Consider the following 12,398-nt stretch of genomic DNA (forward strand, 5'->3'; position numbering starts at 1 on the left):
GTATATGAAAACACAATTGACTTTATGTATATCCGGGACATTGCTGCTTGTCGGAATGTCCGGTTGCGAAAAAACTCCAGAGCGTCCTATGAACGTGGTATATATCCTTGCCGATGATTTAGGATATGGCGATGTGGGTTGTTATGGCCAGCAGATTATCAAGACGCCCAATATCGATCGGATGGCGAAGGAGGGAATGTTGTTCACGCAGCATTATGCCGGATGTACGGTGAGTGCCCCTTCCCGTTGCTCCTTGATGACCGGATTGCATACGGGACATACGCAAGTCCGGGGAAACCGGGAGATCACGCCCGAAGGCCAACAGCCGATGCGGGAAGATACCTATACGTTGGGTAAATTAATGAAATCGGCCGGTTATACGACCGGTATCTTTGGTAAATGGGGATTGGGAAATCCGGGCTCTGTCTCCATTCCCAATAAGATGGGCTTCGATGAGTTTTATGGGTATAATTGCCAACGGCAGTCGCATTCCTTCTATCCGGATCATTTATGGCATAATGAGGAGAAGGTTCTTTTTCCTGAAAACGAGAACAATGCTTGCAAGACATATTCACAAGATTTGATTCATGAGCAAGCATTGAAGTTCATCCGGGATCATAAGGAGCAACCATTCTTTGCGATGCTTACTTATACGCTGCCTCATGCGGAATTGAATCTTCCGCATGATTCTATTTATAAGATGTACGAGAACTCATTCGAGGAGACTCCTTATATTGGTAAGTTTGATAAAGTGTATGGCGGTTATAACACCTCGGAGAAGCCCTTGGCCTCCTTTGCCGCCATGGTCTCCCGGTTGGATAAATACGTGGGGGATGTAATGGCTGAATTGAAAGAGTTGGGTTTGGATAAGAATACGATCGTGATTTTTACCAGCGATAACGGCCCGCATCATGAGGGTGGAGCTGATCCCGATTTTTTCAAGAGTTACGGACCTTTTAGGGGGATCAAACGGGATGTATATGAAGGAGGCATCCGTATACCTATGGTGGCATGGTGCCCGGGTACGATCAAGGCCGGAGCCCAATCGGATCATATAAGCGCATTCTGGGATGTCATGCCGACATTGGCAGAACTTACAGGTACGGTTTTGCCCGAGAAGACGGATGGAATCTCTTTCTTACCAACCTTGTTATCAAAGAAAGATCAACAGGCATCGGGTAAGTCAAGGGCATTACTGCCCCCTTCTCCCCTAAGAACCGTACGTGAGAGTTTCCCCTCATACGGCTCAAGCAACTCAATATTTCTATTTGTTGTTAGAAATCGGCTCATACTTTCAACAGTTTCGTTTATTTCGCTTGTAGCAGTTGTTATGGACAAGTTGCCGTACAATTGAACCACCAACAGATATTTCATTGACGTTCCATGCTTTTGTACAATCTATCTCCTTGCCGCATAACGGACAAGTCCGCTTCTGCTTGTTCCATAAATATAAGAGTGACTTACGTCCTTTGAGAGATTCCAGCATTTGTTGCTCCTTTCGCTGAAAGAAATAATCATCGTATTCCGGGTCGAAAGGGTTTGCCTCCCCCTTGACTTGCTTGTACGGAGTATAATGTATATCCGACAACCTTTTAAGGGTCAGGTAGTTCACTTTCTTGCTTTTTGTTTCATATTTCCATGCAAACGTCCATTTACGCCCCCGAATTTCATGCCAATACTTATCTGCAACCCAAGACTTGCGTTTCTTTGGGTGGCGACGTAAAGCCCATTTCTTTGTGAGGTTGTAAATGTGATTGTCGCAACCGTGAAAAGCATTGGTTGATGCACCATATCGGTAATAGTTTCCCCAACCTGTTATCACAGGATTGAGCATTCGTATCAGCGATTCCTGCTTACACATTTTATGTCCTTTAACGATGTCACTGATTTTTGCCCTAAAGCGTTTCTGTGCATCTTTGGACGGAGATGTGTACAGCCTTTTGCCGAACTTCCTTACATTGAAACCTAAGAAATCAAATCCATCGTATATGTTCGTAATGGTAGTTTTCTCTTCGGATAAGGTAAGACCCCTTTCTTTGAGAAATTCTATCACCATTGGTTTGACCTCGTTTTCCAATAATTCCTTATCTCGACCCGTGATTATAAAGTCGTCCGCATACCTGATAAGATTCACTTTGTAGTGGAATGTCTTATAGTTGATGAAACGTCTTTTGAATCTTTCAGCCAAGAGTGGTTGAAGTCCGTCAAGTGCCATATTTGCAAGTGTCGGTGATATGATACCTCCTTGTGGTGTACCCTCTTCTGTCGGGAACAGTTTACCATTGAATACAGCTCCACATTTCAGCCATTTTCTGAGTATTGTTTTATCCATAGGGATATTTTCAATAAGCCAGTCGTGACTGATGTGGTCGAAGCAACCCTTAATATCTCCCTCCAAAATCCATTCGGGGGAATGCTGGCGATTTAGAACCGTATCAATCTGACGAATTGCGTCCATTGTCCTGCGCTTCTTTCGGAAGCCGTAAGAAAAACGGCCGCCTGTCGTTTCGGCTATCGGTTCCAATGCCATGAGATATAATGCTTGCATCGCCCTGTCTTTCATGGTCGGTATTCCCAACGGTCGGAGTTTACCGTTCTTTTTCTTGATGTGAACCCTACGGAGCGGCTGTGGATGGTAGCCACGACGTCTAAGTTCACCGATTGCTTTGTACTTGCGCTTGGGAGAGTCCCAAAGCTGTTTATCTACTCCAGACGTATTCTTCCCTTTGTTGGAAGTAACCCTCTTTACTGCCAATGCCTTGGCGTAAAAAGAGTGAGTAAGCATCCACTGCAAGGTTTTCACCTTGTTATGTCTGCCTTCTTTCTGAGCCTTTACAATACGCGCTTGTAGCTTTCGGACATAGGTTTCACACTTAGACCAGTTCATACCGTCCCAAGTCAGATTCCTGCTGTCAGCAGGCGCACACGATGTTTTAATCTCGTTCATTTGCTTTCCTCCTTTTGAAAGTTCTAAAAGTTATCTTGTAAAGAGTTACCATATACGGAAGTCTGCCCACTTTCGTGTCGGATGATGTTACCCTCATTAACTCGTGATGTTGGTTCAATCCGTATCCTCCCCATTACAGGGCGGCATTCGCTTTCTTCGTTATCTCATACCTGCACCCCATTCGGCTTGCCTTGCGGTTCGCTTACTCGCATTATTACGAGAGAGATACAGGCTTGCCCTGTTCCACGCAATTGACAAACGGATAGTTTAGGTTCTGCCAAGTCCGCCGGCAGTGCTATGTCCGTGTAACCCCAACATGGGCGAGGGTTATCCGACTGCTTACCTTTTGGTGAGAGCTAAAGTATCTTGCGCTCCTTCAAACCTTACGACGGCTAAAGTCAGTTCACATTACGTTAACCATGCTATCCAGCCTCGCCACTCGACGGTATGATACTAACCGCCCTTGACGTTCCCTCACGGTTCAGTCTTGTCCTTTCGGAAAGTGTACTTTGTCCTATAAGCTTAGCACAACCCATCACTGGAGATGCACCTTATAGTAGGCTACCGCTGACGGAACAGCGGGTTAAATCTTGCAATATACATTGCTGTTTAACAATCAATTACGTGACTTTTCAGGTCACACCCATATACCATTCAGATTCAACCATTCCGAACGCACCATCTGTGGACGCGGATATTCCGGTAAAGGAATCTCAGCCTTCAATGCCTCCTCTGTCCATGGAGTAGGCAATGTGAACTTCTCTAGGATTTGCGCCTTTACGGAGAAGAGATCTCCCCCAAAAAGAAAGGAGCAAAGAGCTAAACAAACAACGGTAATCTTTTTCATAAACCAACTATTTAAATAATTCCGGATAATATTTCCGAATCAAATCTTGATCTTCTTTCTCCAACTTATCGATCAAGACCGGCTTATCTTGCGGGCGGAGACCTTTTTGGTTGATTTTGTTGATCAAGCTCCAATCCTTAGCCGGTTTTGTCGGGGTCGGATCGGCAGGTTCATGAGCCGGCAAATCATAGCGGGTAAAGTCGATGACGTAAGCCGGGGAATTTTTCGTATGCCAATCACGTAATAAGGCCAAGCGGAATTCCTTATTCATAAACCATTTTATCTCCAAATTATTATAAGAGTCTCCCAAACCAGAGCCACGTTCTACGAAGCGATAGTTCCAGTCGTCGTTCGATTTATATTGTTTTCTCCAAAGTTCGCCAAATTCTCCGAACGTAACGAAATGAGTATCCGGCCAGCGTTCCTTGGTACCCGTTACCCACATCTTCATGGCATCACAGATGAGATCCTTCCCGAACTCATGTACCATCTGCGCCTCCCAGATATTGGCGACCCAGCCAAAGCCATTCAACTCAAGACCTTTATCAAAGTGAATCGCTTCCGTGTGCATCACCTCACGATGCCCCAAGTCAAGCCCCCAACCTTTGTACGTCTCGATCGGGCCGACACCTCTACGGCTGTTGTATCCATCGATACCATGTCCGGTCTGTCCGCTACGGCGGGCACAGATAAAGTCCATCGTCCAGCCATCCAGATTCACGCAATCGATGAAATCGCTTTTTCCCTGCGCCGGCTTGCAGAAGTGTTCCGTCGAGGGATAGAAAGGATAAGAAGGAGAACCGTCAGCACCACCACCGTCTATATTATGCTGGCTCCAGATCACGGCGTGCGCCACATGGATGTTCTCTTTCTCCGCCAAATATCTCAAATTATCGGCCGATAAGAAACCTCCCATAATTGACTGCGGACGATAACCATTTCCTACCATTTTAGAAATGATCTCTATCGCCTCCGACATCTCACGGTTTACCCGCTCACGGGGTAGATACATCGCAGGAAAATAACCGGGGAAATAAGTAACCTCATCCCCATATTTCTTTTGGCACTCCACTACATAATCACGGATCTCCCGGTAATTCTTCCGTCCGTCCTCCAAGGCATTCATCGTGAATCCCCATGTAAGACGACCGTTCGGGTTATTCGTGGCGAAAGCCTCCCGCAAGGCACGTACTCCCTCAAGCGTATGCCAATCCACCTCATCGCGGGGATGTAACTTGACATCCCGGGAGACTTCCCAAGGCGTCGTACGTATCATGATACATAAGGTGACAAAACGATTTCCTTCTATCGTCAGCGGTTCCGTATTCGCCGGGACGACCACAGGATCCGCCGCCCTTAATTGAAAACCACTGAGCACAGCGACCATCCATACGATCACCCATTTTCTCCAAACTGATATATTCATATTACTTTCTCGCATTTGTACAATCTATTACTATTTCCTGATCCGACGGAAATATCCTAAAGACATAATCCGAACCAGATTCAGGTTTCCTTATATGGCCTTTCTCGCAGGTGATCACGTAGTTGAAACCATCGAAGCTAGCGTTGACTGCCTTATCCTCTATAACGGTGAAAGGTAGCTCCTTCCCTGCCGCAGCCTTTAGCTCTAAAGCCCATGAGAAATCCGCCTCCTTTGACAGAGCGGCTACCTCGAAGCGGGTCTCATAGAAGGTGATCTTGAAAGCATGGCCTTTTGAGTCTTCGGCGGAAACTACCAAGGTATCCTTGCCTATCTCCGTCACTACCGGATGGTCCAAGGAAAGTTCCTCCTTATCTCCATCCTTGTCTAATCGGACGATCCGAAGCCCGGCACGATCGAGTCCCTCGCTCCACATGAATCCGTCCACGACCGGCAACGTATAGAATAGGAACTGGTTCCCGTCTCCGGGCTTTTCCAGATAAACCGACTTATAGCTCTCGTCGAAAAGATGGATATCCCTAAAGCGGAACGTTCCCTTCTCCCACAATAAGTTCGCCCGATAATAACGGCTGTTAAACCAGACCGTCTTATTGCCTTCTCCACGGACATCCGTCAACGTAGTGACAGCCGTCGCCGGCGTAACCTTGAAGCATTCCTTGAACCACGCACCGGATTCGCCCAGCGTCTCCACCCGGATCTTATTTTCCTTCCTCAAGGAGTCCAAGATAGGGATCTGCATCTCCAGTCCCTTGCTCATATTACTCCACGTGAAAGAGTTCTCCTGTCCCGCTTGCGCATAATTGAAGGCCAGACAAGGCTTGTTCACGATCGATTCCAAGAAATAATCCACCCAGCGGCGATCCATGCCCGCCTTCTCATACACGGGTTCCAAGGAGATCACCCCTTGACGCTCTTGTCCCAGACCATCATCATACTGATAAATAGGATCACTGCCCAGCATACGGAAAATAGGAACGGGGATTTGCCCCTCCTCGGTCTGCGCCGGCATATAAGCGTTTATCCGGCTTGGGTAATAGGCTTGGTTCCAGTAACCACCCCATAGGGTATAACCATCCGTCCCCACTTGGTCCTTGCAGTTGCACGACGCCACGATCTTATATTTATCGTACATATACCCCAAGGTATGCGCGTCGATAAACCAAGAGCCGACCGATTTCGGGTACGTGCCGAATATCTCCTTGAACTTCGCCATATAGACATCCACCAATCGCTCCCGTTCTTCTTTCGTATATCCGGTGCTGAAAGCGATATTCGCGTGCGAGACCCAAGAATGCTCGCCACGCCACTTGATCCCGGCGGCCTCGATCTGCGGTTGCGTAAGTTCCCACCAAGCGCCGATCTCGGAATGATCATTGAGTTTACTTTTCAACAGATCTTGGTACAATGGGTTGATCAACGCATCGTACTGCAATAAGAAGGTTGCCGGTAAATCATATTTATTCACCAATTTCACTTGCTCACAAACCGTCTCGTACAATAAACTATCAGCGTTCTCCACCCGGTAATCTGTCTGGCGGATGAAATTGATGATGTTGATAATACGGGGAGCAGCCGCACTCTCAACCGGTTTCTCTCCCGCGCTACGGCATCCCGCACAGCAGAAGACGATAAAGCATACAAGACCTATCTTCTTTATGAATGACATTCGATTCAATTTTAAATTCATTTACTCTCATAAAATATTCTAGAAATGGCATTTCACCGGTGTAAAATCATTTTTAGAGATCTAAAAAGCATTTCGCAAGGGTGCAAAGCCATTTCTTAAACCTAAAAATGGCATTTCACAAGCGCAAAGTCGTTTTTAGAAATCTAAAAGGTACTTCGCGAGGGTGAAAAGCCATTTCTTAGATCTAAAAAGGCATTTTACACCAGTGCAAGGCCATTTTTACCGGAATATAAGGCATTACCCTACCACCCCGGATTGTTCGGAGCCAAGTTCGGGTTCAGATACAACTCATCCAACGGAAGGGAATAATAGTAATGCTTCGGGGTCACAAAGTTACGATTCTCCGCCGGTTCCACAATCAAGAAACCATTTTCGTCTGTCAAACCGGGATTTCCCTCGTTCAAGACATCCAAGTTCTCGTATTCCGAACCTTTCAGCTTAATACCTTTTATGGCACCTATCAATTCCGTCTCAGCCGTCTTCCAACGTCTCAAATCATCCCTGCGGAAGCCTTCGAACGCTAACTCGATCGTACGTTCCCGACGGATCTCCGTCCGCATATCCAACCCATTACCCTTCACGAAAGCGTTGGTCAGAGGAGGCATCTCCACGCCTTTCCGGGAACGGATCACATTGATCGTCTTGTTCAAGATGTCATCGCTGATCGCCCCGTCTTTCTCGTAAGTGGCCTCAGCCAATATCAGCAATACCTCCGGATAACGGATGATGTGATAATCATATACATCCTTGTCAGAAGGAACGGAAGTCTCCGCCATATATTTCCACAACTTATAACCCGTACGTGTCTCGGGACGTATGGTAAATTGCGGCGGGCAAGTCAAGGCGCCGTCTTGCGGACTGATATAGTCGGTTCCGGGCATCAAGAAGGTCTGTTTCATACGAGGATCACGATTCTCGTATTCGCTCTTGATCGTGGCATATCCCTCAAATCCGGAATTAGCGTTCTCAATTGGCAATCCCGTACTCTTACACAAATACATATCTGCCAGCTTACGGGTAGGCGTCCCTCGCCATCCCCAATATACAGGGCACGCGTCGCTATGGTGGCGGATATCCGTCTCGTACCGACTGTCGAAGATACCTTCTTTTGAATTATCGCCCGCATTGATAAACAAGTAGCGGTAGCTCTCCTCACCAGAGCCTTCATATAAAGCATACTCACCACTATCGATCACTTTTGTAGCGGCATCGATCGCTTGTTGCAACAACTGCTGATAGTCCGAACGGTGCTGGTGATACTTCGCCCACGTCCCGGCAAACAAGGCAACCCTCGCTTTCAACGCCAAGGCAGCGCCTTGGGTTACACGTCCCGCCTCATCCGAGCTTAACTCACTTTGCAAGGGTAGTTTAGCATACACCTCGTTGAGTTCCGACAAGATGAAGTCTTCCACCTCCTGTTGCTTATTCCTAGAACCATACAACTCCGGGGAATCTACGGTAAGCACCTTCGTCAAGATAGGAATATCGTTGTATTTCGCCATCAACCGAAAATGCGAGTAAGCACGGAAGAAACGGGCCTCAGCCACATACCGCTCGATCTCCGAGGGATCGCCCTCGTACGTCTGGCTCTTCTCGATAATCATATTGCTCTGACGCAGGTCTATGAAAGTAGAGTCCCATAGGGCATCCGTATTCGGGGCGATCAACGTACCGTTACTCGTCGTATTCTCGTTCAACTCATAGGCGATATCGCTATCCGTATCCTTCGTGCCGAACGTCTCGGTACGTGTGTAGAGCCAATTGACCTCTTTCTCGAAATCATCCGGGGTTTTCCAGAATAGCTCGTCCGGCATATTATCTTTTGGCAACAGGTCTATATCTTGGCAACTTGACAAGAACAAAGCGGAAACAATAAAGCTTCCCAATATTATCCGATAGTTTTTCATGACTTTTCGCTTTAATTTTTAAAATACGACATTTATACCAAATGAATAATTACGGGTAAACGGATAGGAAGTAATGCTACCGCTGTTCTCCTCCGGGTCCCAACCATTTGGCGTGTTATGTACCTCAAATAAATCCTCGCCGGAAAAATACACCCGCACCTTCTGCAAACCGGCCTTCGAGGTCAAAGTCTGCGGGATCGTATAACCGAACTGCAAGTTTTTCAAACGAGCATACGCAACGTTAAACTTCGTGTTCGTAGATACATAATAATTGTAGTTTCGTTTATCCTTCAACGTGATCGCCGGATACTGGGCATCCGTTCTTTCCGGGGTCCAAGTTTTTCCATACCAATACTCGGCGGATTGATACCATGCCTCTGGCATCGGGCACCGGCTCTCCCCTTCCAAGAACATCGTCCTACGGCCTACTCCTTGTATGAAAGCGCTCAAATCGAATCCCTTCCAAGCCATACTCAAGTTAAAGCCGAAATTATAACGCGGGTTCTTGTCACCCAAGTATTTCACGTCACCGGAGCCTTCTTTACCATCACCTAATACGGATAGCTTCCCGTCTCCATCCAAGTCCTTGTACATAGCGTCACCTACGCTCAAGTCACCCGGGATACCCCCTTCCGAGAAACGAGATTTATACGCCTCCAATTCTTGCTCATTCTGGATGATTCCATCAAATTCATATCCGAAATAGGAATTCAACGGATATCCGGTCGGAGTCTCGTTATTACCTAATTTGATCAGGTTACTTCCAACCCGATCCACGACTTTGTTTTTCGCGTCACTGATATTAAAGCGAACCGAGTAGCTGAAATCCTTGATCTGATCCCTCCAGCCTAGAGAGATTTCCCATCCATGAATACTTAAATGTCCGCTGTTCGTGCTCGGAGCGTCCGCACCTAACATGGAAGGATATGTCTTCGGGATAAGCATGTTTTTATTCTCTTTCCAGAAGTAGTCGAACGATCCATATAAACGGTTATTGAGCGTCGAGAAATCAAATCCCACATTGGTTGTCTGGATCGTCTCCCATGTACGAGAGGTAGAAATAATATTTCCAGACGTAGCCATCTGTCCTTTCATGCCAGCCCCGAAAGGATAATAATCGTTCGATAAAGAGATCAATTGAATATAATCATACAATCCGATACCGGACTGATTACCCATCTCTCCGTAAGAAGCCCTTACCTTCAAGTCCTCGAACCAACCTAACCGTTTCATGAAGCCCTCTTCTCCGACACGCCAAGCCGCGTTTACACCCGGGAACCATCCCCAGCGGTGATCCGGATCAAAGCGGGAACTACCATCCGCACGGATCGTTCCTTCGATGACATATTTATTGGCAAACGTATAATTCACTCTGGAAAAGAAAGAATTAATCGTCCACTGATTTCCCTCGCTCCAAGCGTTTTGATCTTGGGCGCTACCCAATTGCAAAGACATATTTTCTTGTTGGTCGAAGTTAATACGCTTCGCCGTGAACCGATCATAGTTCTCAGACTCATGGGAAGTACCGACCATCACGCTTAAATCATGCCGGTCATTGAAGTTCTTTTTATAATCGGCATAGAGCGTGAAGTTCTTGGATAAAGTTTTCTGGTAACGACGCTCCGCACTATTCGGCGTACGTTTCTCCCGAACCTCGTTATTATCCCAATCGTAATTGATGATTTTCTTGTTCGTCACGTTCTCATCCTGATCATACTTACGGATCACGGCTTGCCCCACCAATTGTAATCCGTCGATCACTTTCCAGCGTAATTGGTTGTTGACCGTTATATTACCTGTAGTCTTATTCACCATACCCCCGTCTTCCAATACTTGAGCCGGATTATCGAAACCCTCGAATGTATAGAAAGTTCCCGACGGATTGTACATCGGAGTCCAAGAGCGAGTCTTATAAATCAGTTCCCATATATTTTGTCCTTCCGTCAAACCCGAGGAATAGTCCCTGTTGCTTGCCTCATAAGCTAAATTAAGATCGTAAGTCAAGTTCTTGAAGATCTCGACGCTCGATTTAGCACGTACGAAGTAACGCTTGTTCACATCCTCACCAAATTTAGGGATACCTTCCTCCCGCTGATGGCCTAAAGACAACATATACGAGTATCTCTCTCCACCGCCGGAGATATTGACATTGTAATTCTGCATATTACCATTGCCAATAAGCATATCATTCCAGTCTTGATCCTTGAAGAATTGCGGATAACCGGTCCAACGCCCCCATTCCGCATCGGGCAATACCAGATCACTATTCTGCCGGATCAATTCCAATTGGTCTCTCGTGTATTCCGGAGTGAATGATCCATCCGTGATCTCCAAGGCCATCTCCGCATGTTGTAATAGATTCGCCGGTTTCCTTAACAACGCAGGAGTCTTAATAGAGTAATATGCATCAAAAGCAACAGATGTCTTCTGATTGCGCTTACCACTTTTCGTTGTCACCAGAATAACACCATCCGAGGCACGAGCACCGTAAATAGCGGCCGTACCATCTTTCAATACGGAAATATTCTCGATATCGGAAGGATTGATCATATTAATGTTTCCCTCCGCTCCATCAATCAAAACAAGGGGAGTACCACCGTTGATAGAAGAGACATCACGAACCTTCATGGTCATGTCCGAACCCGGAGCGCCTCCGGCACGTGTAATCGTCAAACCGGGTACCTCTCCCTGCAAAGCCTGAGCCGCATTCTGAACCGGACGAGACTCAAACGCTTTCGCGTCGGCCGTAGATACGGCACCACCCAAGTTCGCTCTTTTTACCGTACCATAACCGACAACTACAACCTCATCCATTTGCAAAGCATCTTCCCGTAACTTCACGTTCAAATTCGCTTCCTTGCCGGGACGCAATTCCGTCATGGCATATCCGATGTAAGAGATTTGAAGGACACCGTTTTCCGATACCTCCATCGTAAATTTTCCATCAAGGTCCGTAACCGTTCCGTTGGTAGTACCTTTCTCAACTACGTTCGCGCCAATAATAGGTTCACCATTCTCGTCGGTCACTACACCTTGCACTAAATTCTTCTTTTGCAAAACGGCTTGTGAGGAAGGGGCGGCTTTCTCGTTTTTTGTAGAGGGATTAATCAAGATGAAATTATTCTCCGTAATCTCATACTTTACGCCTTCCCCTGCGAAAAGACGCTTTAAAATGGTTTCCACCGTCTGCTCTTTCACATGTACAGATACTTTCTTATTCAGGTTAACCTTCTCGCTCTCGTAGATAAAACGGAAGCCAGACTGTTTCTCTATCTTGAAAAGAACCTCCTTTATTGTCTGGTTATTAACGTCCAAAGACAACTTTGTCTCTTGCGAATAGACAGAGGCCGAGATCTGAAGTGAACATGCGATAGAGAATAATGTCGTCAATCTCATAATAGACAAAGTTTTTTTAAGGACCGGAGACTCTTCCGGCCTTGCTATATTCCAAAAATTCATATATTTGTAATTCGATTGTTTGTTAACACTAGTGTTACGAGCACTAATTTTAATGATCAAAAAGATGACGGGGAATGTTCCAGCATTTCCCGTTTTTCATGTGTATT

Annotated in this window: 6 protein-coding genes and 1 pseudogene; 1 reads left to right on the plus strand and 6 read right to left on the minus strand. The window is 46.4% G+C overall.

Going from position 1 to position 12,398, the window contains the following annotated elements; genetic code table 11:
- Positions 1-4 precede the first annotated feature (4 nt).
- On the plus strand, positions 5-1,354 hold the full coding sequence (locus HMPREF0999_RS05620; RefSeq protein ID WP_232306299.1) for an arylsulfatase: 1,350 nt from the start codon (positions 5-7) through the stop codon (positions 1,352-1,354).
- On the opposite strand, the gene ltrA is transcribed toward HMPREF0999_RS05620, so the two are convergent.
- From ltrA to HMPREF0999_RS05650, 6 genes and pseudogenes are all read right to left on the minus strand, one after another.
- Positions 1,295-2,947: a group II intron reverse transcriptase/maturase gene (gene ltrA / locus HMPREF0999_RS05625; RefSeq protein WP_009275190.1), complete on the minus strand. Its 1,653-nt coding sequence runs from the start codon at positions 2,945-2,947 to the stop codon at positions 1,295-1,297. The genes HMPREF0999_RS05620 and ltrA overlap by 60 nt on opposite strands.
- 643 nt (positions 2,948-3,590) lie before the next feature.
- Positions 3,591-3,794, minus strand: a pseudogene (locus HMPREF0999_RS05630) (beta-glycosidase); the annotation flags it as partial.
- Between the two features lie 7 nt (positions 3,795-3,801).
- On the minus strand, positions 3,802-5,235 hold the full coding sequence (locus HMPREF0999_RS05635; RefSeq protein WP_005863528.1) for a DUF3863 domain-containing protein: 1,434 nt from the start codon (positions 5,233-5,235) through the stop codon (positions 3,802-3,804).
- Positions 5,222-6,904, minus strand: a complete 1,683-nt coding sequence (locus HMPREF0999_RS05640) for a hypothetical protein (protein ID WP_009275410.1) — start codon at positions 6,902-6,904, stop codon at positions 5,222-5,224. Before HMPREF0999_RS05640 ends, HMPREF0999_RS05635 begins: the two co-directional genes overlap by 14 nt.
- 263 nt (positions 6,905-7,167) lie before the next feature.
- The gene (locus tag HMPREF0999_RS05645; RefSeq protein ID WP_009275411.1) at positions 7,168-8,832 is read right to left on the minus strand and encodes a RagB/SusD family nutrient uptake outer membrane protein; all 1,665 of its coding nucleotides are present in this window, start codon (positions 8,830-8,832) and stop codon (positions 7,168-7,170) included.
- Positions 8,833-8,850: 18 nt separating this feature from the next.
- Positions 8,851-12,291, minus strand: a complete 3,441-nt coding sequence (locus HMPREF0999_RS05650) for a TonB-dependent receptor (RefSeq protein ID WP_009275412.1) — start codon at positions 12,289-12,291, stop codon at positions 8,851-8,853.
- Between the last annotated feature and the right edge of the window lie 107 nt (positions 12,292-12,398).

The sequence above is a fragment of the Parabacteroides sp. D25 genome, assembly GCF_000307475.1.
GTDB lineage: Bacteria > Bacteroidota > Bacteroidia > Bacteroidales > Tannerellaceae > Parabacteroides > Parabacteroides distasonis.

Excerpts from the sequence above, each read along its gene's own strand:
- HMPREF0999_RS05620 (WP_232306299.1), top strand. The coding sequence starts at position 5 with ATGAAAACACAATTGACTTTATGTATATCCGGGACATTGCTGCTTGTC.
- ltrA (WP_009275190.1), bottom strand. The coding sequence starts at position 2,947 with ATGAACGAGATTAAAACATCGTGTGCGCCTGCTGACAGCAGGAATCTG.
- HMPREF0999_RS05635 (WP_005863528.1), bottom strand. The coding sequence starts at position 5,235 with ATGCGAGAAAGTAATATGAATATATCAGTTTGGAGAAAATGGGTGATC.
- HMPREF0999_RS05640 (WP_009275410.1), bottom strand. The coding sequence starts at position 6,904 with ATGTCATTCATAAAGAAGATAGGTCTTGTATGCTTTATCGTCTTCTGC.
- HMPREF0999_RS05645 (WP_009275411.1), bottom strand. The coding sequence starts at position 8,832 with ATGAAAAACTATCGGATAATATTGGGAAGCTTTATTGTTTCCGCTTTG.
- HMPREF0999_RS05650 (WP_009275412.1), bottom strand. The coding sequence starts at position 12,291 with ATGAATTTTTGGAATATAGCAAGGCCGGAAGAGTCTCCGGTCCTTAAA.